This window comes from Clostridium sp. MCC353 (genome assembly GCF_018785315.1).
Taxonomy (GTDB): domain Bacteria; phylum Bacillota; class Clostridia; order Lachnospirales; family Lachnospiraceae; genus CHH4-2.
The window spans coordinates 36,710-62,782 of the sequence record NZ_WQPN01000173.1 but is presented as its reverse complement, the minus strand read 5'-3'; the positions used below and the strand labels follow the sequence as shown (position 1 = coordinate 62,782).

The following is a 26,073-nucleotide window of genomic DNA, read 5'->3' as shown; positions in this document are numbered from 1 at the left end:
TTATGAGATTGGATAAATTCCTCAAAGTATCACGACTGATCAAGAGACGGACGGTGGCTAATGAAGCGTGCGATGCAGGCAGGGTATTAGTCAATGATAAGCCGGCAAAGGCTTCCCTGAACGTAAAGACAGGGGATATCATAGAGATTCAGTTCGGAACGAAATCTGTAAAAGTTGAAGTGCTGGATGTACAGGAAACTGTGAAAAAAGATGAGGCAAAAGAACTTTACCGATATTTATAATAGTCATAAATTACCGGACCTCCTAATATATTTAACCAATGAGTTAAATATATCAGGAGGTTTTTGTATGCAGGAAAAGATGGACATCCGTCCTCACAAAATAATAATGGAAAACCGGTCGTCCGGCAGCATAACGGGAATTCGCGATGTGGTTTCATTTAACGATAATCAGGTTGTTCTGGATACGGATATGGGTCTTTTGACCATCAAGGGAAAAGATCTGCATGTAAGCCGCCTTACCGTGGAAAAAGGGGAAGTGGATGTGGACGGAACCATTGACAGCCTGGTGTACTCCTCCAACGAAGCATTTCACAAGTCGGCCGAATCCTGGGTGGTGCGGCTGTTTAAGTAAGGCGGTGAGGGAATTTGAGCGGAAACATCCAATATGAACTTCAGCTCCAGTTTCTGGGGCTTATCACAGGAGCCGGCCTGATGCTGAGCTACGATGTGCTGCGGGTATTCAGGATTTTTATTCCCCACCATTACATATGGGTCGGAATTGAGGATATGATCTACTGGATCTATGCGGCGCTTGTGACCTATACTCTGCTCTACCGATTGAATGACGGAGGAATCCGCGGATACGTGGTGGCGGCTGCATTGGTGGGAATGATCGCGTATGACCGTCTTATCAGCCGCTTTTTCTTGAAAATATTGGAAAATAGTTATAAAATGTTGCAAAAAAAGCTGAAATATCTTAGAATGAAATTAAGTAGACATAAAAAACGGCGAACGGGAAAAGCTGGTGATTAATATGGGAACTTCAAACCGAGCCAGAAGGCGCAAAAAAGAGAGACTGGGCAATCGCATGGCCCTGATTGGTATCACGGGTGTCATTTTAAGCATGGCAGTGGTGGTTAGTATTAAGGGCGCCACTTTACAGGATAAAGACCTGGAATACATGGTGAAAGAAGAGAATCTGGAGGCCCAGAAAGCCAAAGAAAAGGACCGGGCCGCCGAGCTGGAAGAGCGCCGCATCTATGTCCAGACAAAACAGTATATTGAGGAAGTGGCAAAAGAAAAACTGGGACTGGTCAATCCGGATGAAGTGATTTTAAAGCCAAGGGGATAAAAGGAATGTCGAAAGATTTTGTGTATGAGCATCCCTGATTTGACATATATTTCCCTCCTGCCTGTATATAATATGATTCAGTATATACAGGTGAGGAGGTTTTTTTGTGTTAAAAAGGAGATACGTACATAAAGATATGGCTGATGTGAATATCTATACGGCGAGAAGGCTCAATGATATGGCCGGTTCTTTGGAAGAGCTGGCAAAGGCCTTTGCCGATGAAATAAATGACGGACAGAAGCTGACAAAAGAAGACGGCATGGCGGCCATGCAGACGGCTGCGGCTGTGGTCTGCGGAAGCTGCAATAAATGCAATATTTATTCGGACAGTGAAAAAGAGGACAGCTATTATCTGTACTATCTGCTGAGGGCATTTGAGCAGAAAGGGATGGTAGAGCATTCGGACATGCCCCGGCTGTTTCAGGAAATGTGCAGGAAAAAAAACGACTATCTGGGCCAGTTAAACAGGAACCTGGGAAAGGCCACCATGAATTTAAGCTGGAAGAACCGTTTTTTGGAGAGCCGGGACGCGGTGGTGGTACAGTTTCGGGAGCTGGCGATGATTCTGGAGGAATTTTCCCATCAGATGGAGGAGGCGGTGGATATCACATCCACCAAGGCGGACGGGATCAGAAGAATTTTGCGGCGGCATCATATGGCGGTGGAAAACCTGCTGGTGCTGGAATATGAGAATAAGAGGCGTGAGGCATATCTGACTGTCAAAACCACCAACGGAAGGTGCATGACCTCAAAGGAAGCGGCGGGACTGATCGGACAGGCCATGGGAGGAACGGAATGGGATGTGGCAAAGGACAGCAAGAACATCATAACCCGCCAGTTTGCGACCGTCCGCTTTATAGAAGAGGGAGCGTACCGGATGTTATACGGAGTGGCCCGGGCTTCGAAGCGGGGCGAGACGGTATCCGGCGATAATTACACCTATGGGGAACACGTTCCGGGCCAGGTGCTGATGAGCATTTCCGATGGAATGGGAAGCGGGCAGACCGCGTCAGGGGAGAGCCAGAAGGTGATAGAACTGACGGAACAGCTTTTAGGCACAGGGTTTTCCTGCCGGTCGGCATTAAAACTGGTGAATACGGTGCTCCTTTTGTCGGGTACGGAGCAGCATCCGGCCACCCTGGATCTGTGTCTTGTGGATCTTCACACCGGAGTTCTGGAAGCTATGAAGCTGGGAGCCTCGGCCACCTATGTGATGAGTGAAAATGGAGTTGAAATACTGGAAGCGGGAGACGTGCCCATGGGCGTGCTGAATACGGTGGAACCACTTCTGCTGTCCAGAAAATTATGGGATGATGACAGGATCATCATGGTCAGCGACGGGGTGTTGGACGCCCTGCCGGGAGAGGATAAGGAACTCGTGTTAAAAGAATACCTGGACAGCATGCCCAGGAAGACGCCGCAGGACATGGCAGAACGGATTCTCAGGTTCGCATGTTCTTTTTCTAATGCGGCCAGGGATGATATGACCGTATTGGCGGCCGGAATCTGGAAACGAAAATAATATTTGCATGTATCGCGGAATACTAGTATATTATTAGTAACAGTTGAGACGGCGGGAAAATTGATAAAGAAAGCAGCGTCAAGCTGGCTTGTAAGCGGCTTTCTTTATCAATTTTCGCATCGGATGGACATCCGATGCTTCTTGACCGGCATTTTCGGTCAAGAAGATTAGCCGTCTGAATCATTAAAATTGATAAAGAAAGCAGCGTCAAGCTGGCTTGTAAGCGGCTATCTTTATCAATTTTCGCATCGGATGGACATCCGATGCTTCTTGACCGGTTTTTTCGGTCAAGAAGATTAGCCGTCTGAATCATTAAAATTGATAAAGAAAGCAGCGTCAAGCTGGCTTGTAAGCGGCTATCTTTATCAATTTTCACATCGGATGGACATCCGATGCTTCTTGACCGGTATTTTTGGTCAAGAAGATTAGCCGTCTGAATTATAACGTAGGCGGAAAGATGCAGAGTGTATTTGAAGGCTTAAACACACTCCAGAAAGGTGATATCATCATGCAAAAGAGATTTCTGGAATTCAGTGAAAAATATCATATGTTCCGTGAGGGAGAACGTGTCGTCGCCGCTGTATCGGGCGGCGCTGATTCTGTGTGCCTTTTGCATTTGCTGGCTGTAAACCGGGAGAAGCTGGGCATCGAGGTGTCCGCCCTGCACGTACATCATGGGCTGCGGGGTGAGGAGGCGGACAGGGACGCCGCTTATGTGGAGGAATTTTGCCGGAGCCTGGAGGTTCCCTGCCGGGTGATCCGCGCGGATGCCGCCCGTTACGCCAGGGAACACGGACTGTCTCTGGAAGAGGCGGGGCGGGAGATCAGGTACCGGGAGTTCGGCCTTGAGGCGGAGCGGACCGGAGCGGACAGGATAGCGGTAGCGCATCACCGGGATGATAATGTGGAGACGATCCTTCACAACCTGTTCCGGGGAAGCGGACTGAAAGGAATTGGCGGAATCGCGCCGGTCAGAGACCGGATTGTGCGTCCGCTGCTTTGTTTTGGAAGGGAAGAAATTCTCTGCTATCTGAATGAGAGGAAGATCCCTTACTGTACGGATTCCACAAATCTGACGGATGATTATACGAGAAATAAACTGCGAAACCAGATCATACCCATGATAGGGGAACTGATCAATCCCCGGGCGGCCCAAAACATAGACCATGCCGGAAAACTAATATTCCAGGCGGATGAATATCTGGCCGCTCAGGCGGGGAAACTTTTAAACGATTGCGGAGTGACAGAGGAAAACGGATGGGGCATGCCGGTCCAGGCGCTGGAGGGCCAGCCGTCCATCATCCAGACCTACGTGTTGTTCAGCATGATTAAGCAGGCGGCAGGCCATGGAAAAGACATTTCATCCAGGCATATTGAACAGGTGCAGGAACTGCTTTTGAAGGAAACCGGAAGCAGGGTGGATCTGCCTTACGGCCTCCTCGCGCGGAGAGATTACCGCAATTTGTGGATAGAAAAGAGAAAAAAAGACGATGTTGTGGATAAGCAGCCCTCCGTTTGGCTGCCGGAGCCTGTTTTTACGGTATTTCCTTATGAAAAATCATCGGAAATTCCCAAAAACCGGTATACGAAATGGTTTGATTATGATAAAATCAAGGGTATGGTATCTGTCCGGATACGCGAAACCGGAGATTTTATCACCATACCGGGAGGCCGGAAAACGGTTAAGGCCTTCATGATTGATGAGAAAATCCCCAGGGAAGTGCGGGATCATATTCCGCTGTTGGCAGATGGAAAACATATTATCTGGATTATCGGATACCGGATAAGTGAATATTATAAAGTGACGGATAATACAAAAAATGTATTGCAGGTACAATTAGATGGAGGAAAGAAAAGTGGCTGACAAGATTAGGGTATTATTATCAGAAGAAGAGGTTAATGTCAGGATTAACGAAATTGCTGCTCAGATCAGCAAAGATTATGAGGGAAAGCAGATTCATTTGATCTGCATATTAAAGGGCGGCGTGTTCTTTACCTGTGAACTGGCTAAGAGGATCACTGTGCCGGTATCCCTTGATTTTATGTCTGTATCCAGCTATGGATCGGGCACCGCGTCCAGCGGGGTTGTGAGGATCATTAAGGATCTGGATGAACCGCTGGAGGGCAAAGATGTATTGATTGTGGAAGATATCATCGATTCCGGAAGAACTCTGGCTTATTTGATTGAAGTGTTAAAGCAGAGGAATCCGAGAAGCGTTAAGCTCTGCACCCTGCTTGACAAACCGGAGAGAAGGGTGAAAAAACAGGTTCAGGTAGATTATACCTGCTTTACAATCCCGGATGAATTTGTGGTCGGATATGGGCTTGATTTTGATCAAAAATATAGGAACTTACCTTATATCGGGGTAGTGGAGCAGTAAGGAGGCAGGAGTTGAAACAACAACAACCTTTTAGAGGATTAGGATTTATGGCTCTGATGATTATGCTGGTCGTGCTGGCGACCACATTTCCAAGGCAGGGAGCGTCAGAGAGGATCACCTACCAGCAGTTTTTAGAGGCCGTGGATGCAGACCGCATCGATTCGGCGCTGATTAAACAGAATAAAGAGACGCCTACCGGCGAGGTGGAGCTGTATTTTAAAGACGGCACGGTGAGCAAGATTTATGTGCCGGATGTTAATGAAGTGAAGACGCTTATGATGGATAATGACGTGGTATTTTCTTTTGATAATGTTCCGCAGGAGAATTATCTGCTCAGCGTCGTGGTTCCAATTGTGATTTCTGCGGTTGTGCTGGTTGTGATCATCATGATGATGAATGCCAGGGCAGCAGGCGGCGGCACCAATGCCAAGATGATGAATTTTGGCAAAAGCCGGGCGAGAATGAGCAGGGACAGCAAAATAAACTTCCAGAAGGTGGCCGGACTGAAGGAAGAAAAAGAAGATTTGGAAGAATTGGTGGATTTCCTTAAAAATCCGCAGAAATATACCCAGTTGGGCGCCCGTATTCCTAAGGGAATGCTGCTGGTGGGCCCTCCTGGAACCGGTAAGACATTGCTTGCAAAGGCCGTGGCAGGCGAGGCGGGAGTGCCGTTTTTCAGCATTTCCGGCTCTGATTTTGTGGAGATGTTCGTGGGCGTGGGCGCATCCCGTGTCCGTGATCTGTTTGAGGAAGCGAAAAAGAACGCGCCTTGTATTGTATTTATCGATGAGATCGATGCGGTTGCACGGCGGAGAGGCACCGGCATGGGCGGCGGCCATGATGAAAGAGAGCAGACCTTAAACCAGCTCCTCGTGGAGATGGACGGTTTTGGCGTAAATGAAGGAATCATCGTGATGGCGGCGACCAACCGTGTGGATATACTGGATCCCGCTATTTTAAGGCCGGGCCGTTTCGACCGGAAAGTTATGGTCGGCAGGCCGGATGTGAGGGGCCGGGAAGAGATTTTAGGCGTCCATTCCAGGGAAAAACCGCTGGGAGAGGATGTGGATCTGGGCCGGGTAGCGCGTACTACCGCCGGATTTACAGGCGCGGATTTGGAAAACCTGATGAATGAGGCTGCGATCCTGGCGGCCAAAGAAGACCATAAATTTATCCGCCAGGCGGATATTGACCGCGCATTTATAAAAGTTGGAATCGGTGCGGAAAAGAAGAGCAAGGTGATCTCCGAGAAAGAAAAACGGATTACCGCTTATCACGAAGCGGGCCATGCGATTTTATTCCACCTTCTCCCGGATGTGGGCCCGGTTCATACGGTTTCCATCATACCAACCGGTATGGGGGCGGCAGGCTACACCATGCCTCTTCCGGAAAAAGATGAGCTGTTCAACACCAAAGGAAAGATGCTTCAGAACATCATGGTGTCCCTGGGCGGGCGCATAGCGGAAGAGATCATTTTTAAGGATGTGACCACCGGCGCGTCACAGGATATCAAGCAGGCAACGGCTATCGCCAGAGCCATGGTCACCAAATACGGCATGTCCGATAAGATCGGCATGGTGGATTATGGCGGGGACGAAGACGAGGTGTTTATCGGCCGGGATCTGGCCCATACCAGAAGCTATGGCGAAGGGGTGGCTACAGCCATTGACGCTGAAGTGAAGCACATCATAGATGATTGTTATGAGAAAGCCAAAAAGATGATTTTGGAACATGAGAATGTATTGCACGCCTGCTGTCAGCTGTTAATTGAAAAGGAAAAAATCGGGCAGGAAGAGTTTGAAGCCTTATTTTAAGCTGGTTTTTGGTGAAAAATCTTATGAAATATAATTTCATGAAAAAATGCTCTGTGAAAATGCATAAAAAAACTTATGTAATTTCTTCATGTTTGTGCACACTTATTCCGGCGCATATGCTATTATAATTAACGTAACCCCCCCAATACATTATATAGTTTTTGCTACACCCCATAAGAAACGAAATACCTTCTCCTAGAAGAGCCAGCTACCCCGCTGGCTCTTTTACTTATCCGAATGAATGTCCTTCTCAAAGAAATAAAAAGGACTTCCGGGGTATTTTATATAACAGGAATACATTTTTCACAGCCTGTGCCCGCAGACAGTCAGGGCAATACAGAAGAATTTGGACAATATAATGGAAACCGGTATCTGAAAACTGGTGGATATTTCTGTTGTATATTCTAATTCAATCATTTAAAATGAAGGGGAGGGGAAATAGATAACGAAGAAGGGCTTTAGTTATGGATAATCATAAGAATGCTATAAATAGAAGAGCGTTATTTTGCGATGAAACAGAGGATTACCGAATGCCGCCTGAGCCCGATGAGGGGCAGTTAGTCCGGCTGCGTTTCCGTACTGCCAGGAATGACGCGGACCGCGTCTGCTATATAGAACCGGATAATTACATTGAAACAGAGATGATAAAATACGATGCGGACCAGTTGTTTGATTATTACCAGACCTGGATTGACGCTGGGAGCGTGCCGAAAAACTATTTCTTTCAGGTGATGAAAGGGATGGAGGTCTGCTATTATAACCGGCTGGGAGCTACGGCGGATATTCAAAGCTGTTTCAGTTTCAGGATCACTCCGGGGTTTCATACACCCGAGTGGGCAAAAGGGGCTGTGATGTATCAGATATTCGTGGACCGGTTTAACCGGGGCGACATTTCCAATGATGTGGAGAGCTGCGAATATATCTACATTGGGCGGCCTGTTTCCCGGGTGGAAGACTGGAAGAAGAATCCGTCCTCCATGGATGTGGGCTGTTTTTACGGCGGTGATCTGCAGGGAGTTTGGGATAAACTGGACTATCTGCAGTATCTTGGGGTGGAAGTGATTTATTTCAATCCTATTTTCGTATCGCCGTCCAACCATAAGTATGACTGCCAGGATTATGACTATATTGATCCGCATTACGGTGTGATTGTGAAAGACGGCGGGGAGCTGGTGGAAGAGAATTCGCCAAACAATGATAAGGCCACTAAATACATGATCCGTTCGGCGGACAAAGAGAACTTAGAGGCCAGCAATGAATTTTTTGCCCGCTTTGTGGAGGAAGTTCATAAAAGGGGCATGAAAGTGATCATTGACGGGGTGTTCAATCACTGCGGATCATTTAACAAATGGCTTGACCGGGAGAGGATTTATGAGCGCCAGGGCAGTTATGAGCCGGGGGCCTATATCTCCAAAGACAGCCCGTACCGTACCTTTTTTAAGTTTTATAATGATGAGGCATGGCCTTATAACGGGAATTATGACGGCTGGTGGGGGCACAGCACCCTTCCTAAGCTGAACTATGAAGAATCGCCGAAACTTTACGAATATATCATGAAGATCGCGAGAAAATGGGTGTCGCCGCCCTACAGTGTGGATGGATGGCGTCTGGATGTGGCGGCCGATTTGGGCCATACCAGCGAAACCAACCACCAGTTTTGGCGGGATTTCAGAAATACGGTAAAAGAGGCCAATCCCAACGCCATTATTCTGGCGGAACATTATGGAGATCCCAGCAGCTGGCTCCAGGGGGACCAGTGGGATACGGTGATGAATTACGATGCGTTTATGGAGCCGGTGACCTGGTTTTTGACGGGCATGGAAAAGCACAGCGACGAATATAACGGCAGTTTATTTGGAGACGGACAGAGCTTTTTCCGTTCCATGAATTACCATATGAGCCGGATGCAGACCCCGTCTCTCCAGGTGGCCATGAACGAACTGTCCAACCATGACCATTCCAGATTCCTGACCCGGACCAACCGGACGGTGGGGCGGATCGGCACGGCTGGGCCGGATGCGGCGTCTGTGGGCATTAACTACGGCGTGTTCCGGGAAGCGGTGATGATTCAGATGACATGGCCGGGAGCGCCAACCCTTTATTACGGGGACGAAGCGGGCGTGTGCGGCTGGACGGACCCGGATAACCGCAGGACTTTTCCATGGGGGGAAGAGAATTTTGAACTGATCGAATACCACCGCTATATGATCGCCATCCACAAACGCAGTATGGCGCTCAAAAAGGGCTCTGTAAAGGAATTGGCGGCCGACAGGCAGTTAATTGCATATGGAAGGTCTTATAAGCGGGAGAAATGCGTGGTAGTGATTAATAACAGCGCGTCGGAACGCCATGTGGAGATTCCGGTATGGGAAATTGGCGTTACGGATGAGATGAGCATGATGCGGGTTGTGCTCACAACAGAAAAAGGATATAATGTAGGACAATTGGCGGTTGAAGTTAAAGACGGAGTGATTGGGCTTGAGATGCCTGGAAACTCCGGTATACTCCTGATGTCTGAAAATGACAGAGGATAAAGCCATACAGCATGGGTGGAATCTACAGTTATAAAAGTGAAAATTATAACTGTAGATTTTATATAGATACAAAAGATGTAAAAGGAGTGGTAGAATGGAGCATGGGACTTTAAAAGAAAAGGCATACACGACGATAAGAAAAAAAATCATCGAATGTGAATATATGCCGGGGGCTGTTTTGTCAGAAAATGAGCTGATGAATGAGATAGGAAGCAGCCGGACACCGATCAGGGAAGCTTTAAACCGTCTGGAGCAAGAAGAACTGGTAAAAATTGTACCCAAAAGAGGGATATGGGTCAGCGAGCTGACCACAGGGATGATTTACAATATCTATGAGGTCCGCATTCTTTTGGAACCATATGTGATCAGAGAATATGGAAGTGAGATGTCTGCCGGATCGCTGGAGGACATTAAAAGGCTGTGTATGGACCTGCTTAATAATAAACAGGAGAATGTGCTGCAGTACGACATGGACACGTCGGAAAAGCTGCATTTGTATCTTCTTGGAGTATGCAAGAACACGTTTATTACGAACCTTGTGAAGAATGTGTATGATCAGAATTACCGGATGGGAACATTGGTTGCTGGAAACCGTGAAGAGCGTTTTTTTGAATCCCAGAAAGAACATATCAATATTATTAATTATATTTTGGAAAAGAACTATGATACAGCAGCCGGCTTATTGTCAGAACACCTTGTAAAATCCAGAAATGAAGGAATTGAACTCATGATGAAAAACCTGCAATGGAAGTGATACCGTTAAAGTGCACAAAACAAATGTTGACATGTCAATAAAATTGTGCTATTTTAGTAACAAGTAGGTTGATAAAACCCTATTTTTTATAAAATAACTTGCATACAAGTTGTGCACAACATAAATGCAAATAAACGTTACAGGATGAAGAGGAGGGTGTAATGGAACAAAGTATAATTATTTATCAGGATCCGGATTTTCAGGATCCTGAGGTTGCAGTGGCAAAAGAGCGTCCGGAATTGAAAAATAAAATTCTCAATATTCCATATGCAGAAAAGACGGAGTATGAATTAATGGATCTTTATTTTCCAGATACGGGACAAGGGCCATTTCCGGTAATTGTGGATGTTCATGGAGGCGGCTGGTTTTATGGAAGCCGCAGTTCTGAACGGATGGAGCCTGTACTGGACGGTTTAAAGAGGGGATATGCCGTAGCCTCTGTAGATTACACATTATCTTCTTATGGTCAGTTCCCGCTTCAGATATATGAATTAAAGGCCGCAATCCGTTTTCTAAGAGCAAATGCTGAAAAATATAATCTGGATGCAGATAATATTGTGTTATGGGGGCTGTCTGCCGGTGCACACCTGTCAATGATTACTTCCCAGTCAGGAGACGAGGATCTGTTGGATTTAAGTATGGGAAATGCCGGGGTTTCTTCTAAAGCAGCAGCGGCGGTTACGCTATATGGCCCGGTTGATTTGACGTCAGGAGATATTTCATCCTGTGACTCGGCGGAGGCAAAACTGCTTGGCGGCGCCGTTCACAATAAGATGGATATGGCAAAAAAAGCAGATCCACGCAGCTATATAAAACAAAGTGGACCGCCATTATTTTTACAATATGGAAATGCTGATGGGATTGTGCCTATAGCACATGCTTATGCGATTCAGAAGTCATTGCTTGATGCAGGACGGAAACAGGATTATTTTGAAATTATAGATGGGGCAAAGCATGCGGATTCTAAATTCAGGACAAGGGAGAATACGGATAAAATATTTGAATTTATACAAGCCCAGCTAAAGAAAAAAAATGAAAGAGAAGGGGAATAAACGTATGAAAAAAAGATTGGTATTTTTAACAGCAGCGGTGTTAACAGCAGTAAGTCTTATGGGGTGCCAGGGCACCGCTAAGGAAGCCGGGAAACAGGAAAACGTAAAACAGGAAACAGCAAAGGAAACAGCAGCCGGCAAGTCAGAGCAAAAGGACGGGGAATCCACAGCAGAGGGGACAAACGGTTCGAAGGACGCTGTTGTAATCAGTGTTGGGTTTGAAAACAGCATGAATGACCCGATGGCCCAGGCCGTAGAAAAATGGAAGGAATTAGTGGAAGAAAAAAGTGGAGGCACAATCGTCTTAGAGTTATATCCGGACAGCCAGCTGGGGAATAAAAATGACTTAATCGATTCGATGCAGTTAGGAGAGCAGGTAATAACCATAGCGGATGGAGCATTTTTATCCGAATATGGAGCTTCTGATTTAGGAATCGTATTTGGGCCTTATATATTTAACAGTTGGGACGAATGCTGGAAACTGCAGGAAAGTGACTGGTATAAAGGGCAGGACGAATTACTGCAGGAAAACGGCTTGAAGATAGTTGCGTCGAACTGGAAACTGGGAGAACGCCATCTGCTTACGGTATCACCTGTTGAACACCCGGAAGACTTAAAGGGAATGAAGATAAGGGTGCCTAATAATCAGGTCCAGATTGAGTCAATTAACGCCATTCAAGCGACAGCGACCCCAATGGCTGCAAGTGAGGTATATCAGGCACTGCAGACGAAGACCATAGATGGTTTGGAAAATGTCACGTCTGCTTTTTATTCCATGCAGTGGGCAGAACCGGCAAAATATGTATATAAAGACGCTCATATTTACAACTTTGCGATCTGGGTTTGCGGCAGCAGCTTTTTTGACGGACTTTCAGGTGAACAGCAGGAATGGCTGATATCTGCAGCAGAAGAAGCGGGAATTTATAATAATGACCAGCAGGAGACAGCGGAACAGGAGTATGTTGATAAGCTGGTAAATGAAATGGGGGTAACCTTTACAGAAGTATCGTCTGAAGACAGGCAGAAACTTATAGAAATGTCTCAGAGTTTTTACGATAAAGCAGCGAGTTATGGATGGTCGGATGGTCTATATGATACAGTCATGAAAGCGATGGGAAAATAAAGAAATCCTGGCAGTTGAAACGGATAAAACAGGAGGCTATATGAAAGGAAAAATATATTGGAAAGACATTTTCCTGAATCTTGATGTGTATGTATCATCTGTAATTATGCTTATTTTAATTGTGATTACATTTTTAGGAGTGATATTTCGTTATATTGTAGGAAACCCATTTACCTGGCTGGAAGAAGTTCAGCTCATGTGCATGGTGTGGATTGGATTTTTATCGGCCGGCGCAGCGTTCCGCACAGGATCCCATATCGCTATAGAGATGGTAGTAGATGCACTTCCGCAAACAGCACAAAGGGTGATTAACTGGCTGATTCGAATCATTGTTTTATTGGTTTTATCTTATCTTTTTAAACAATGCATAGGGTATTTCCTGCTTTTTGTTAAGAATGGACGTTTAACTCCTGTGCTCCGGATTCCATATTCAGCCGTCTATTTTGTGGCGCCTCTTTCCTGCGCGCTGATGATTTTAAGCTACCTAAGCTATGAAATTAAAGGGCTTATGGGAAGAAAGGGGGGAGATAATTGAACCAGATTATTATAATTTCCGCGGTTGTGATGTTAGTTCTGCTATTTTTAAAAGTTCCTGTGTTCATTTCTATATTAGGTGGTGCGGCCGTTTATTTTGTCGCAAATCCCAATGTAAATGATATTATTTTTGCTCAAAGAATGATTTCTTCAGGTGAAAGCACCACATTTCTGGCAGTACCGTTTTTTGCAGCGGCAGGAGCTTTGATGAACTGTACTGGTGTAACCCGGCGTATTATGGATTTCTGCGAAATCGTTACCGGAAAGATGAACGGCGGGCTGGCTCAGGTAAATGTCCTTCTCTCAACTCTGATGGGCGGTTTGTCCGGTTCTAATATTGCGGATGCTGCTATGGAGGCCAAGCTGCTTGTTCCGGAGATGGAGAAAAAGGGGTATTCAAAAGAGTTTTCCAGTGTTTTGACAGCATCCTCAGCAATTATTACCCCTTTAATTCCACCTGGAATTGCCATGATCCTGTACGGCTGTATTGCACAGGTTTCTATAGGAAAATTGTTTGTGGCAGGTATCGGTGTGGGAATCTTACTCTGTATTGCTCTTATGGTGCTTGTATCGGCAATGTCTAAGAAACGGGGCTATAAGCCGATTCGGACACACAGACTGAGTAAAAGAGAAATATGGGTATCCACGAAGCCGGCTGTTTTACCCCTTATGCTCCCGATTGTAATTATAGGCGGCATTAGGATTGGTGCATTCACTGCTTCTGAAGCGGGAGCAGTCGCTCTTATCTATGCATTGATTTTAGGTTTGGTTTACCGTGAAATGACAATGGATGATTTTATTGGGAGTATAAAAGAAACCTGTATTACCACCTGTACTATTATGTTGATTGTGGGTGCGGCGTCTGTGTATTCATGGATTTTAACAAAAGAAAAAATCCCTCAGGCGCTGACTCAATGGATGGTGGCAACAATTAATAATAAGATCGTTTTTTTACTGTTTGTAAATGTTTTTCTGCTCGTTATAGGGATGTTTATAGAAGGTACGGCTTCAATGATCGTTTTGGTGCCATTGCTGGCTCCCGTTGCGGCGGCATATGGGGTGAACGAAATACAGTTTGCCATGATTTATATTTTTAACAGCGCCATTGGCGCGTTATCACCGCCCATGGGAACATTGATGTTTGTTACCTGCGGCATTACAAAATGCAAGACTAAGGACTTTATCAGGGAGGCAGTGCCGTTTTATGCGCTTTTAGTTATCTGCCTTCTGATTATTACCTTTATTCCGGTTGTTTCTACCGGGTTGGTGGGACTTTTGTACTGAATTTTCTTTAAAAGCAGAGGGTGTAAAGTAGAGGGGGTAAAGTAGAGGGTGAAGGCATTTTTGAAAATGCCTTCACCCTCTACTTTACCCCCTCTACTTTACACCCTCTACTTTTAAAAAATGCAGTGCGGTTCTATGGCGAGGTTCTGTGATAAAAAATGCTTGATTTTTTAATATTGCTGTGATAAGATAATTCTTGCTTATCAGAGTATATGGGTGGATTCCCGAGTGGCCAAAGGGGACAGACTGTAAATCTGCTGCGATTCGCTTCGGTGGTTCGAATCCACCTCCGCCCATTTGAAAATTACATATTGATATTTTGCCGGCGTGGCGGAACTGGCAGACGCACAGGACTTAAAATCCTGCGGGCCTAATCGCCCGTACCGGTTCGATTCCGGTCGCCGGCATAAAAAAATCCCTTGTATTTACAAGGGATTTTTTATTGCATGCTGCACGCCGTGTTGCATTTCCTGTTGCCGGAAACTGCCTGTTGTCTTGTGTCTGTTAATCCTGAGGCCCGGCTGTCTTATGCTGGGAAACCGGCATCACGTGCATATTTCCGCGCTGCTCATTTTCAGCCCAGAAGATATCGTCAGCCACTTTCGCTTCGGGATTCAGCACGACGCCCTCTAAAATCCGTTTCTTGAATTCTTTATAACCGGCCCGGTCGATTAGATGGCCGCCGTGAAGGTATTCCGGTTTGTAATCCAGAACCCAGGCGGAGAACTTCTGCCAGTTGCCGAACATGGCCAGGATTACGTCTTCTGTTACCCAGTTCATGAACAGTTTTCCGGCTCTTGGATTCTGCTTTCCGGTACGTCCGCCTAAGGTCACGCGGTACAACTGCTTGGTGTTTCTGGTCCAGGCTCCGGTTGGACAGATCAGGGAACATTCGCCACAGCCTACGCAGCAGCAGGCGTCTTTGTCGATCTTGCCGTTTTTGTTCAGGCTCAGTACGCCGGTGGCGTGGTGCTGGCAGGCGTCTACGCAGGAGCCGCAGCCGATGCAGCGGTCGATATCATAGTCCTGCTTATTGATTCCCATGATGCCAAAATCGTTAAAGTTGGCTTTCACGCAGTCGTTGGGACAACCGGCAACCGCGATTTTGATGTGGTAATGGGAAGGGAAAATTATTTTTTCAATTTTGCGCGCCAGCTCATAGGTGTTGGCATTGCCTTTGATGCAGTGCGCATTTCCGATACAGCTCATGATGTTGCGGGCGCCGATGGTGGGATAGCCGTAGTCGTCCGCCTCCATGTCCACGTTGCACATTTCCACATCCACTTCACGGATGTAGTTTTTGATGAACTTGTTGACTTCTTCAATATATGGGTATTTGATTCCCGGAATGTTGAGAGTCTGTCTTGTTCCGATATGGAATGTCCCGTTGCCCCAGCGCTCACAGATTTCCTGAACCATACTCAGGTGCTTTGCTTCGATCAAAGCGCCTGGCACACGCATCTGAAGCATGAATTCACCCTTGACTTTGGACTGCCTGAAACAGTTGATTCGTACCTTTTTAATATCAATATCGTAATTCATAACCGATCCGCCCCTTTCTTAATCCACCAGATATTTGGCCTGAGTATAGTTAAATACCGGTCCGTCGAGGCATACATATACCTCGTCGATACGGCAGTGTCCGCATTTGCCCACGGCGCAGGACATCTTCCGCTCAAAGGATACCCAGATTTTCTCTTCCGGCACACCGCATTCTACCGCTTTTCGTCCGGTGAATTTCATCATGGGCGGAGGCCCCACGATTACAACCGCATAATTGTCGTCAAAACTTTCAAAAGGAACCTGATTTACAAATTCTGTTACAAAGCCTGTGCTCCAGCCTTCTTTCCGGTCTTTGTCCAGAGCATAGATTGTGGTGAACTTTTCTTTCCAGCGCTCCAGATCATTTTTGAAAATGATGCCGTCTTCATTTTTGAAGCCGCAGATCAGGTGTACGCTCTTCACCAACTCAGGCTGGTCGAAGAACAGATTCAGCATACTTTTTACTGGCGCCAGTCCGGTCCCGCCGGTGATGAATACCACGTGTTTTCCTTTGAACTGGTCTACCGGCCAGCCCTTTCCGTAGGCGCCGCGCAGAAACAGGGTGTCTCCCGCAGTTTTTGAAAAAATTTCATCGGTCACTTTTCCCACAGAGCGGATGGTGAAGTCCATCCAGCCGTCGCCAAATGCGCTGACAGATATGGGGGCTTCTCCCACTTTGGGGATGGACAGCTGTAAAAACTGGCCGTGCTCTGGCTTAATGTCAGTTTCCACTTTAAATGTATATTCATGCAGGCTCTCGCGCTTTACATCCATAATCCTGCATGCAACCGGTTTTATGATATTATTCATTTTTTCCTCCATTTTTTCCATATTATTCGTAACAGTTCAGACATCCAATGTGAAAATTGATAAAGAAAGCTGCTTACAAGCGGGCTTGACGCCGCTTTCTTTATCAATTTTCCCGCCGTCTGAACTGTTACTATTATTCTGAAGTGATTTCGTCAATCGCTTTTGCCATCTTGTCTACTGTTGCCGCAATTGAGATGAACTCCGGACAGCGGTCTATACAGCGCCCGCAGCCGACACACATATGATAATCCTTAAAACGGGCTTTATAATCATGGAATTTATGAAGCACTTTGTAGCGCATCCGGTCGCCGGCGGTGGGGCGGAAGGACATGCCTCCGGCCATATCGGAGAACCCTTCTACCTGGCAGGATGCGGATGTGCGCTTGCGCTCGCCTACATTTGCATTTTCATTATAAATGATATCGGTGGTGGTAAAGCAGGTGCAGGTGCTGCAGGCCACAGTACAGGCTCCGCAGGAAACGCACCGTTTGTTGAATTCCTGCCACATGGGATGTTCTTTCAGTTTGGTGAGAACTTCTTTGTCAGGGATTTCAGGAATGGTTACGGTGAGTTCGTTCTTTTCTATGTAATCCGGCTTGAAATTGTTCTCTTCCATGCCGTCAAAATAGGGCGCCAGGTCATTGTCGGCTACATCGAACATCAGGTCATCGCCTTCAAAACGGACGGCAGCGGCATAATTTTCACTCCGGTTAGCGCCCATGCTGACGCAGAAACAGGTATCCCATCCCTCTGTGCATTCCATCATCACGATCTTAACCTTTTCGTTCATCCGTTTATAATACATATCCTCAAAACCGCCGTTGCCCAGATAAATCCGCTCCTGATGGTGCTGGGCGTGGATATCACATGGACGCATGAAAATCAGCAGCTTCTTATTAGAAGCTTTGCTCTCGATAAACTCGTCTTCCGTAAAATAAAACAGAGACTGTGTGATGGGACTGAGCACTTCTTTTGCCGGAAAATCCGACTTTTCTTTGTATTCAATCTCCTCTGCGCTTGTGATCTTCTCATAACGGATTAAATCGGTCTGGGAATATCTCCCCTTTCCCTTCAGCCGTTTGGGAGCCCAAATTTCATACGTTTCACTGAGGTCTTTGAAAATCTTATCCGCTTGCTCATAGCTTACTTTGTAACCCATTGACCCTTATCCTCCTTATAATGACATATATTTCCAGTATAGCAGAATGGGATAATAAAGTATAATAATAAGAAATGATTAGTCGATAAAAATAAATTATGGATGATTTTGAGGGGCAGATTTATATGGAGTGTGAAGTGAAGGGTGAAGGCATTTTTTGAAATGCCTTGAGGCTTTAAAGTAAAGGGTGAAGGCATTTTCGAAAATGCCTTCACCCTTTACTTCACACCCTTTACTTCAAATCCCCCCATACGCTAAAGCGTCGAAAGCAGCAAGAACAGTCCAGCCAATACCGCCCCCACAACCCCAAAGAACACCGCATCCGCTTTATTGCCGCTTTTGTAGGAAACATACACTTTTGCGCAGATTAAAAACAAAATTAACAGTACCATAAACCACCGTCACCACCTTCATTTTCTGGCTTAATTTTAGCATATTTTAAATGGAGGGACAACAAAACGGCGCACGGCCTTATAGATCTAAAATTTTTTAAGAATTTGCATTAAATAGGTAATTTAAAATATAGACGTTCCTTATTTCGTGTAGTATAGTTAGTAGTAAGTTAAGTGTTGGTTCGGGGTGCAGTACAGGAGGGGAAGTATGTATCGGTATTTGTTCAATATCGTAATTTTAAGTGAGACAAAGGTGTTGGGAGAACTTTTAAGCCAGGTTCCGCCGCCGGAAGGGGTTGACTGCGTTTTTTCAACAATTGGTTCAGCGGACCGGATTGAAACAGTGAAGGCGGATCTTATCATTTTGGACTCCCCCTTTTCTCAATATGAGTGTGACGGGAAGGTTATCATCTGTTTGGAAACGGAGGAAATGGAGAGCTTTGCAGCCAAAAGGTGGGAGAGCATTTTTGATATCTGGCTGAAACCTTTTAACGAAAAGCTGATAGCCTTACGCTTCAGACATATTTTAGAGCATTGGAAGCTGGAGAAGACCCATCGTTTTTCTGAACAGTGTATGGACACATTATTGGAGTGCATACCGGATATGGTGTGGTTTAAGGATTTGGAAGGCCTTCATGTGAAAGTCAATGATGCGTTCTGCAATATTGTCGGCAAGCCAAAGGGCGACGTTACGGGAAAGGATCATTGTTATATCTGGGATGTTTCCAGGGAGGAGTTTGAAAAGGGCCAGTTTGTCTGCAAAGAAACGGATGAATACGTGTTAACCCACCGGCAGAAATGCAAATCCACCGAAGCGGTTAAAAGCCAGCATGGAATGAGGCAGTTTAATACATATAAAGCGCCGTTGATCGACGAAGGCGGCAGGATTATGGGCAGCGTGGGCATCGGACACGACATAACGGATTTGGAGAATAAAGGGGCGGAGATGGAGATCATCCTGCGCAGCATGCCATTTGGAATCCTGGTCTGGAATGAAGAGGGCCGCGTGATCAATGCAAACAGCAAATTTGAAGAGTATTTTAATGTGTCGGGAAAGGATATCATCGGTAAAAGTTATGAAGCCTGGTCATATAAGACTTTGGGCGGGGAAACATTAGACAGGTGCGAGGGATATCGGGAAGTGAAGATCCAGTGTGATAAGGATGATATAGAACGGCTGTTGGAACTCCACGAAGAACCCATTTATGATGTGTTCCAAAATGAGATAGGAAGGATTTGTATTTACCGCGATATCACCATGGAGCGGGCTATGGAGCAGCAGATCCTGCGCAACTCCAATACGGACTTCCTCACAGGACTGAATAACAGGCGGAGCCTTTACCGATTTTTAGGCGAGAATAAGGAGGAGGCGACGTTTTCACTTTTATATCTGGACCTGGATCATTTTAAAGGTGTAAATGATAATTACGGACATCAGGCGGGGGATGAAGCCCTCATCATGACAGCCCGGCTGATGCAGGAGTGTTTCCCGGAAGAGTTCATTGCCCGGATCGGCGGCGATGAATTTTTGATCGCCATATTGGGGAAAAAGGATATCGGGGAGCTTACGGTCAAGTCCCAGAAGCTTTTAGGGCGGATGCGGGAAGAATTTACAAAATCTCCTTGCTGGAAGGAATTGTCGGCCAGCGTGGGAATCGCCCAGGCAGAAGGAAAAGATCTGGATATTGATGAACTGATCCGCCACAGTGATTCCGCATTGTACGCGGCCAAAGAAGCGGGGCGTGCAAGAGTGTGCGTCTACCAGGGAGAGTAGCGGTCAAAAGTGAGCGGGATCGTGTTATTTTTGCGTCGTATTTTTATGGCAGCGGGCCAGCAGGATGAAAAAGGTGACTACTGCCGCCCATCCGGCGCCGGTGGCCAGTGATATGGCGGGCAGCCCAAGGCTGGGAGCCAGAAGACAGGACAGCAGGACACGGATGGAGATATGCAGGGTGGTTCCGATTACCGGAATATTGACCCTGCCGGTTCCGCGGAAATAGCCGACGAATGCATTTCCAATGAAACACAGGGGATAGAAGACCGATATGACCCGCAGATAAGCAGTTCCGGACGTGAGCGGGGAGGGCTGGTTATTTCCAGTCAGGAGGGCTGTAAATGGCCTGGCCCCGGCGTACATGACCAGGCTCAAAAACAGGCCAAGGCAGGAAAGCAGGATAAAACCGTTTTTTAACCCGGCGCGGACCCGTTTCATTTTTCCGGCACCGGTGTTTTGGGCTGTAAAAACGGACAGCGCCTGGCTTCCGCTGTCGCCAAATGAGTTGGCAAAACCTTCGATTCTGGAGGCGGCGGTGTAGGCGCAGACGGCGTCGGCGCCCAGGGAATTGACGGATCCCTGCACCATCATTTTTCCGATATAAAGGCTTGACTGATGGAGGGCGGATGCAAAGCTGAAAGAAAGAGTGCGGCCGGCCATGGCCTTATCACAGTGCATGTCATTTTTGGTAAACAGGAGTTCAGGATAACATTTTTTTATGTAAATGACGCAGAGCAGAACGGAAATGAGCTGTGCCGCAACGGTGGCCAAAGCCGCGCCTTTAGTTCCCATGCCTGCGCCTGCTATAAAAATCAAATCAAATATTATGTTTGCGAAGACGGCTGCCGCCAAAAACAGGAGGGCAGCTTTTGTATTGCCTGCCGATCTCAAAATCGAGGAAAAGAGGTTGTACAGGTAGGTGACCGGCAGGCCGGCAAATATGATGCAGAGATAGTTTCCGGCATGGGGGAGCACAGCCGCAGGCGTATGAATGAGTTTGAGCAGAGGGACGGCAGAGAAAATGGCCGCCAGGCTGATTGCAAGGGTAAACATGCCGCCCCACACCAATGTGAGAAAGACTTCCCTCCGGAATTGGTCCATGGCCCTGCGGCCATAGAACTGGGCGAACAATATGGTCATTCCGCTGCAGGAACCGCTGAGTATGAAGATAAACAGGTTCATAACCGTACCTGCCACGCCTGCGGCTCCAAATGCGTCCATACCCGCATATCTGCCCAGAATAAGGGCATCAACCGTATTGTAAAACTGCTGAAGAATGCTGCCGGCCAAAAGGGGCAGGGTGAGGGCGGCCAGTTGTTTTCTAATATTTCCAGAAGTCAGATTTTTATTTTCCATGAATACTCTCCCTATGCATATTTCCGCATTCATACCCAGATGAATTCTTAAAGTTTTTCCAATAGGTATATGGCGTATAAGCTGCAGTTCAGATGGCGGGAAAATTGATTAAGAAGCCGCTTACAAGGGAGCTTGACGCCGCTTTTTAACCAAATTTTCTGTCGTCTGGGCTGTTACAAATATAGCATGAAAGAGTATTGTTGAATAATGCTTATTTTACCAATATAATATAACTAAATAGACATATTAAAAAGGAGAAAAACATGACATTAGCAGAGATTGGAGCATTTCTTGCCATTGTAAAATACGGGAGTATCAGCCAGGCGGCGGCGGAGCTGTATATTACCCAGCCGGCGTTGAGCCGCCATTTAAGCGCTCTGGAAAAGGAATTGGGGTATCGCCTGGTGATAAGGAGCAAAGGCGTCCGTTCCATCGAACTCACAGGGGAAGGGCGTGGATTTATCCCGGTGGCGGAACAGTTGAAGCGCCTTTGGAATGAGGCGAAAAACCTGCCGGACTTAAACCGGAACCATACGCTGAACCTGTCATCCGTAGGGAGCGTCAGCACCTATTTGCTGCCTGAGGTGTTCCGGAATTTTATGGACAGGAATCCGGAAATCAGCCTGCAGTTTCACAACTATCATTCGCTGGAAGCTTATGGGTATGCTGAAAAAGGAGAAGTGGATGTGGCCATCATTTCCGATGATATGTTTTCGAAACATGTGGAGACCATTCCGTTATTTCGGGAACCCATGGTCTGCCTGGGAAATGAACTGTTTTCCGGCAGGGACAGTGAAAAGCCCGTGTCGCCGGAGGAATTAAATCCGGATAAAGAGGTGCGGCTTCCCTGGAACCCGGAATATGATATCTGGCATGATTACTGGTTCGGCCCCGCATCACAGCCCAAGGTATTTTTGGATCAGATGTCTCTGCTGGAGGGCTTTTTGGAGAGGGAAGATGTTTGGGCGGTTATGCCGGCTTCGGCAGGAGCGGCTATAAGCAGTAAACTGGGGCTGAAAGTATGGGAATTAAAGGACGGACCTCCGCCAAGGATTATCTATTATCTTTTGGGGAAAGAGAAAAAGCCGGTGGTTACGGATTTGTTTCTGCGGTGCGTGAAAGAGGAACTGGGGAAGAGGGATTATATTCAGGTGATGTAGAGGGAAGATGTAAATGGTGTGGGGATTTACATTAAAGGGTGAAGGCATTTTCGAAAATGCCTTCACCCTTTATGTTAAATTCTCACTCCCTAACCTGATACCGGTCAAATATCTTCACCAGGAACCAGGAATTGATAAAGGCCATCAGCGGCAGCCCCAGCAAAAGGATTGGCGGAAATGCCAGAAACCCAATTGCTGTCAGGATTATATTGGATGCTATCATCGAGATGCTGGACGGCAGGTGGCGGATGGACATGAGGAAGGCGTTCTTCAGGGTTCCGCGGATGGTATTGTCAAACCGGGCCAGCAGGGCGAATACATAGATATTCATAAACAGGTAAATCACGGCCACTGCGAAGAATGCGGCCATGAGAACCATTCCAAAGACGCTGATAGATGAAGATCTCATGTATACGGCCAGATCGGCTCCGATCAATGCGCCGACGGCGGCCAGGATCAGCCATAACACGGTTGCCTGGCGGAAATTTGTTTTGAATGCGTCAAAAAAGCTCTTTGTAGTATAACCCTCTTCATCCCTCACCAGTTTTAAGGTTACATAATAGACTGCCGTGGTGGAAGCCCCTATGGTGAAAAGGGGGATGGAGCAGACGATCCATAGAACGTTCAGCAGCAGCACATGAAGCAGTTTATTTATAAAACGCCATACAGGGTTTTCGATTGAGAAAATACCGCCCATAAATTACCTCTCTTTCCGGCGCGGATATCATCCTGCGCAGGAGTTATGTAAAATGTATCTGTTCTTTGTGACAGACGGCTCATCTTCTTGAGTGAAAAGGCCGGTCAAGAAGCATCGGATGTCCATTCGATGTGAAAATTGATAAAGGAAGCAGGGGCAAGCCCGCTTGTAAGCTGCTTCCTTTATCAATTTTCCCGCCGTCTGAACGGCTGCTATATTACAGCTTCCGGATGGGGAACAGGGCAGGCGCCCATGTCCGTATCGTATTCCACGATGCCCAATTCCTTTTTCATTTTCTGCTGGAACTCTCTGGCACGTAAATCCACTTCATAGGGATTGCAGACGGAGAGTAGGCGCTTGTGGCATTCTTCCGCGGCAATTCTTACCTGCGGATCATTTGGACACTCTTCCAGCAGGGAATGATCTTCGGCCGGATCACTGCTCAGATCAAAGAGCTGTGGTTTTTCATAGCAGAAATATACGTACTTATACTGTTTCCAGCGGATCATGAACATGCCGTAGGGGATTCCGTGGGCATTGTATTCGCTGAAAGCAAAATCCTGATGGGCTTCATTGCTGCCCGTTTCAATATAGGGCTTCAGGCTCTGGCCATCCAATCCGTCGGGAATGGGCACGTCCATGTAGTCGCATACCGTTGGGAACCAGTCCACCAGATTTACCGGGGCGCTGATCCTTTTGGGCGTTTCACCGGGAACTCTAACGATCATTGGAACATGGGCCGACTGCTCAAACATACAGCATTTCCACCACATGCCGTGATAACCGGACTGTTCTCCATGGTCGCTGGTATAGCAGAAAATTGTGCGGTCCGAAAGTCCCAGTTCATCCATTTTATCCAGCAGGATTCCCAGCCGTTCGTCCAGTTCCGCGATGGCGCAGTGATATCCGATCAGAAGCTTCAGAACGGTTTCCTCCGGCACTTCTTCACATTTAAAGTAAGTCCTCAGCCAGCTCAGGGGTTCGTTCAGTGAGGTAAATGGAGGCTTTAACGCCTGTGGAACCTCAGTGATCAGCTTTGAAAAATGATTCCAGTTTTCCTCTTTCACATAGAACGGGAAATGGGGATCTAAAAAGCCGATATAGAGATTCCAGTTTTCCTCATTTCCATGTTCCTCCAGCCAGGAAAGGCTGGCGTTTAAAACCCGGTCGTCATAGCTTTCCTCGGTTTTGAGCCCGATTTTTTCAAATCTCTTTTCAGCCCCCACACGCCCGGTTTTGCGGTCGCGGAAGAAACAGCCGATATCCGGCCGGTGCATGTATCCGGCAAATTCTTCATGGGTGAATCCATAATCCCCTTCATGGTGGAAATGGGTTTTTCCGATGCAGATGTATTGTCTGCCATGTTCCGTCAAATGATGGGACAGCCCTTTCACCTTGCCGTCATAGGGAGTGGAATTATCCCAGGTGCCGATCCGGTTTACATAATGTCCGGAAATGAAACTGCCTCTGGCAGGAGCGCAGACAGGACAAGGGGTATAGCAGTTGTCGAAAACCGTGCTTTCCGCGGCAAGGCGGTCCAGGTTCGGTGTTTTCAGTATGGAATGATCGACGAACTGCATCATTTGATAGGAATGCTCGTCTGACATTACGGTGATGATATTCATGTTTTCCTCCATTCCGAAGCATTTTAATCTGTGTCTTTACCAATAAGGATTCCAGTCCTTGGAGAGACGGGTCAATGCTTCCATATAATAATAATCACCCCAAAGGTTGCATTCGTCAATACCATGATCGATACAATCGTTAAAAGGCGTCTTTTTTCCGTAGACTCCGTGAAGAAGAAGGCCGTTGGATTCTTCAGGAGATGTTACGGCGCACAGGTCTTTCAGCGCCTTCATAAGACGTTTGGCGGCGGAGGTGTAATAAGCGGCTTTATCTTCCGGAAGGTATTTTGCCATCTCCAGCATTCCGCAGGCAGCCACGGCTGAAGCGGAAGAATCCCAGGGCTCACTGCTTCCCTCTTCAAAGATGAAATCCCAGTAAGGAACCAGGTTGGAAGGAAGGTGTTCCAGAAAATATCCGGTTACCTGGTCAAAAAGTTCCAGATATTTTGGATTTTTTGTATACCGGTAGCTCAAAGCGATGCCGTACACGCCCCAGGACTGCCCTCTGGCCCATGCCGAATCCGCAGAATAGCCCTGGTGGGTAACGCCTTTTAAAGGCGCCCCTGTTTCGGGATCGAAATAATAGGTGTGATAGGTGGAATGATCCGGCCTGATAATGACTTTCAGCGCTGTTTCCAGATGGGCTTTGGCAATTTTTCCATAGCTCTCGTCCCCGGTCACCTCTGAAGCCCAGTATAACAGAGGAAGGTTCAGCAGGCAATCGATAATTAAACGGTAATTTTTTATATTGTCAAGGGCGCCCCAGGCCTGGATGAACTGTCCCTTTTCGTGAAAACGGGTTTTTAACTTATCTGCGGCCATGAGCGCCGCCTTTTTGGCAGTTTCGTCCCCGGTCAGTTTATATCCGGCCACGCAGGAAAGGGAGTAAAGGAACCCTAAATCGTGGGTATCCGTGTGGTTTCCCGTCTGTATCCTGTTTAAAAAGCTCTGCACCTGGGTGAGCGCGGCCTGGCAAAAGCTGTCTTTATGGGCCGCTTCATAGGACAGCCAAAGCTGCCCGGTCCAGAAGCCGTTGGTCCACTGTTCATTGGGCGCGGTTCCATAAAATCCGTTTTCTGAAAAAATATGTTTAAACTGTCCGGCAAATTCAGGAAGACAGCTTTCAGTCAGCATAACGCAGGTATCCAATGCCTGCTTTACTTCTTCGGCGGTGATTTCCGGTTTGGAATGAAATGTTTCGTTATTCATCGTCTTATATCCTCTCTTAATCTGTGTCTTTGTGCTG

The 26,073-nt window shown here is 46.9% G+C and carries 25 protein-coding genes and 2 tRNA genes; 18 read left to right on the top strand and 9 right to left on the bottom strand.

Annotated features, from left to right (window positions below; all coding sequences use genetic code 11):
- The first annotated feature begins 2 nt into the window (after positions 1-2).
- The 5 genes from GPL15_RS25950 to GPL15_RS25930 all read left to right on the top strand — a co-directional run bounded on the left by GPL15_RS25950 (position 3) and on the right by GPL15_RS25930 (position 2,836).
- Positions 3-242: an RNA-binding S4 domain-containing protein gene (locus GPL15_RS25950; protein WP_103227713.1), complete on the top strand. Its 240-nt coding sequence runs from the start codon at positions 3-5 to the stop codon at positions 240-242.
- Positions 243-309: 67 nt separating this feature from the next.
- Positions 310-594: a sporulation protein YabP gene (gene yabP, locus GPL15_RS25945; RefSeq protein ID WP_215701575.1), complete on the top strand. Its 285-nt coding sequence runs from the start codon at positions 310-312 to the stop codon at positions 592-594.
- A gap of 14 nt (positions 595-608) precedes the next feature.
- Positions 609-995, top strand: a complete 387-nt coding sequence (yabQ, locus tag GPL15_RS25940; protein ID WP_215701574.1) for a spore cortex biosynthesis protein YabQ — start codon at positions 609-611, stop codon at positions 993-995.
- 1 nt (position 996) lies between these two features.
- A complete protein-coding gene (locus GPL15_RS25935; protein ID WP_215701573.1) occupies positions 997-1,314 on the top strand; it encodes a septum formation initiator family protein in 318 nt (105 codons plus the stop codon).
- 106 nt (positions 1,315-1,420) lie between these two features.
- A complete protein-coding gene (locus tag GPL15_RS25930) occupies positions 1,421-2,836 on the top strand; it encodes a SpoIIE family protein phosphatase (protein ID WP_346345047.1) in 1,416 nt (471 codons plus the stop codon).
- Positions 2,837-2,858: 22 nt separating this feature from the next.
- Here the strand turns inward: GPL15_RS25930 and GPL15_RS25925 are convergent, their stop codons facing one another.
- Positions 2,859-3,212: a hypothetical protein gene (locus tag GPL15_RS25925; protein ID WP_215701572.1), complete on the bottom strand. Its 354-nt coding sequence runs from the start codon at positions 3,210-3,212 to the stop codon at positions 2,859-2,861.
- Positions 3,213-3,344: 132 nt separating this feature from the next.
- Between GPL15_RS25925 and tilS the strand changes: the two genes are divergently transcribed.
- The 11 genes from tilS (at position 3,345) to GPL15_RS25870 (ending at position 14,719) form a co-directional block, all read left to right on the top strand.
- On the top strand, positions 3,345-4,700 hold the full coding sequence (gene tilS, locus GPL15_RS25920; RefSeq protein WP_215701571.1) for a tRNA lysidine(34) synthetase TilS: 1,356 nt from the start codon (positions 3,345-3,347) through the stop codon (positions 4,698-4,700).
- Positions 4,693-5,217: a hypoxanthine phosphoribosyltransferase gene (gene hpt / locus GPL15_RS25915; protein WP_215701570.1), complete on the top strand. Its 525-nt coding sequence runs from the start codon at positions 4,693-4,695 to the stop codon at positions 5,215-5,217. The genes tilS and hpt overlap by 8 nt, the downstream gene beginning before the upstream one ends.
- A 47-nt stretch (positions 5,218-5,264) precedes the next feature.
- On the top strand, positions 5,265-7,031 hold the full coding sequence (gene ftsH, locus GPL15_RS25910; protein ID WP_215701584.1) for an ATP-dependent zinc metalloprotease FtsH: 1,767 nt from the start codon (positions 5,265-5,267) through the stop codon (positions 7,029-7,031).
- 464 nt (positions 7,032-7,495) lie between these two features.
- Positions 7,496-9,565 carry a glycoside hydrolase family 13 protein gene (locus GPL15_RS25905; protein WP_215701569.1) on the top strand — a complete coding sequence of 690 codons (2,070 nt, stop codon included), beginning with the start codon at positions 7,496-7,498 and terminating at the stop codon, positions 9,563-9,565.
- Positions 9,566-9,659: 94 nt separating this feature from the next.
- Entirely contained in the window at positions 9,660-10,319 is a 660-nt protein-coding gene (locus GPL15_RS25900; RefSeq protein WP_215701568.1) for a GntR family transcriptional regulator, read from the top strand.
- Positions 10,320-10,480: 161 nt separating this feature from the next.
- Positions 10,481-11,371 carry an alpha/beta hydrolase gene (locus tag GPL15_RS25895; RefSeq protein ID WP_215701567.1) on the top strand — a complete coding sequence of 297 codons (891 nt, stop codon included), beginning with the start codon at positions 10,481-10,483 and terminating at the stop codon, positions 11,369-11,371.
- Positions 11,372-11,375: 4 nt separating this feature from the next.
- Entirely contained in the window at positions 11,376-12,494 is a 1,119-nt protein-coding gene (locus GPL15_RS25890) for a C4-dicarboxylate TRAP transporter substrate-binding protein (protein ID WP_215701566.1), read from the top strand.
- Positions 12,495-12,534: 40 nt separating this feature from the next.
- Positions 12,535-13,029: a TRAP transporter small permease gene (locus tag GPL15_RS25885; protein WP_215701565.1), complete on the top strand. Its 495-nt coding sequence runs from the start codon at positions 12,535-12,537 to the stop codon at positions 13,027-13,029.
- Positions 13,026-14,312: a TRAP transporter large permease gene (locus GPL15_RS25880; protein WP_215701564.1), complete on the top strand. Its 1,287-nt coding sequence runs from the start codon at positions 13,026-13,028 to the stop codon at positions 14,310-14,312. Before GPL15_RS25885 ends, GPL15_RS25880 begins: the two co-directional genes overlap by 4 nt.
- Before the next feature lie 214 nt (positions 14,313-14,526).
- Positions 14,527-14,608 (top strand) — tRNA-Tyr (locus GPL15_RS25875).
- Positions 14,609-14,633: 25 nt separating this feature from the next.
- A tRNA-Leu gene (locus GPL15_RS25870) sits at positions 14,634-14,719 on the top strand.
- Between the two features lie 97 nt (positions 14,720-14,816).
- Here GPL15_RS25870 and asrC read toward each other — a convergent pair.
- The 4 genes from asrC to GPL15_RS25850 form a co-directional block, all read right to left on the bottom strand.
- Positions 14,817-15,854: a sulfite reductase subunit C gene (asrC, locus tag GPL15_RS25865; RefSeq protein ID WP_215701563.1), complete on the bottom strand. Its 1,038-nt coding sequence runs from the start codon at positions 15,852-15,854 to the stop codon at positions 14,817-14,819.
- 18 nt (positions 15,855-15,872) lie between these two features.
- On the bottom strand, positions 15,873-16,664 hold the full coding sequence (gene asrB / locus GPL15_RS25860) for an anaerobic sulfite reductase subunit AsrB (RefSeq protein WP_215701562.1): 792 nt from the start codon (positions 16,662-16,664) through the stop codon (positions 15,873-15,875).
- Between the two features lie 133 nt (positions 16,665-16,797).
- Positions 16,798-17,823, bottom strand: coding sequence for an anaerobic sulfite reductase subunit AsrA (gene asrA, locus GPL15_RS25855; protein ID WP_215701561.1), 1,026 nt, complete (start codon positions 17,821-17,823; stop codon positions 16,798-16,800).
- 254 nt (positions 17,824-18,077) lie between these two features.
- Positions 18,078-18,215 (bottom strand): hypothetical protein, encoded by a 138-nt coding sequence (locus tag GPL15_RS25850; RefSeq protein WP_215701560.1) that lies wholly within the window; start codon positions 18,213-18,215, stop codon positions 18,078-18,080.
- 208 nt (positions 18,216-18,423) lie between these two features.
- On the opposite strand from GPL15_RS25850, the gene GPL15_RS25845 reads away from it, so the two are divergent.
- A complete protein-coding gene (locus GPL15_RS25845; protein ID WP_215701559.1) occupies positions 18,424-19,989 on the top strand; it encodes a diguanylate cyclase in 1,566 nt (521 codons plus the stop codon).
- Positions 19,990-20,013: 24 nt separating this feature from the next.
- On the opposite strand, the gene GPL15_RS25840 is transcribed toward GPL15_RS25845, so the two are convergent.
- Complete coding sequence (locus GPL15_RS25840; RefSeq protein ID WP_215701558.1) at positions 20,014-21,345, bottom strand: MATE family efflux transporter; 1,332 nt, start codon at positions 21,343-21,345, stop codon at positions 20,014-20,016.
- A 263-nt stretch (positions 21,346-21,608) separates the two neighbouring features.
- Between GPL15_RS25840 and GPL15_RS25835 the strand changes: the two genes are divergently transcribed.
- Positions 21,609-22,505 (top strand): LysR family transcriptional regulator, encoded by an 897-nt coding sequence (locus tag GPL15_RS25835; RefSeq protein ID WP_215701557.1) that lies wholly within the window; start codon positions 21,609-21,611, stop codon positions 22,503-22,505.
- 82 nt (positions 22,506-22,587) lie between these two features.
- On the opposite strand, the gene GPL15_RS25830 is transcribed toward GPL15_RS25835, so the two are convergent.
- From GPL15_RS25830 to GPL15_RS25820, 3 genes are all read right to left on the bottom strand, one after another.
- On the bottom strand, positions 22,588-23,202 hold the full coding sequence (locus GPL15_RS25830) for a YesL family protein (RefSeq protein ID WP_215701556.1): 615 nt from the start codon (positions 23,200-23,202) through the stop codon (positions 22,588-22,590).
- Positions 23,203-23,414: 212 nt separating this feature from the next.
- On the bottom strand, positions 23,415-24,827 hold the full coding sequence (locus GPL15_RS25825; RefSeq protein WP_215701555.1) for a sulfatase-like hydrolase/transferase: 1,413 nt from the start codon (positions 24,825-24,827) through the stop codon (positions 23,415-23,417).
- A gap of 36 nt (positions 24,828-24,863) precedes the next feature.
- Complete coding sequence (locus GPL15_RS25820; RefSeq protein ID WP_215701554.1) at positions 24,864-26,036, bottom strand: glycoside hydrolase family 88 protein; 1,173 nt, start codon at positions 26,034-26,036, stop codon at positions 24,864-24,866.
- Positions 26,037-26,073 lie beyond the last annotated feature (37 nt).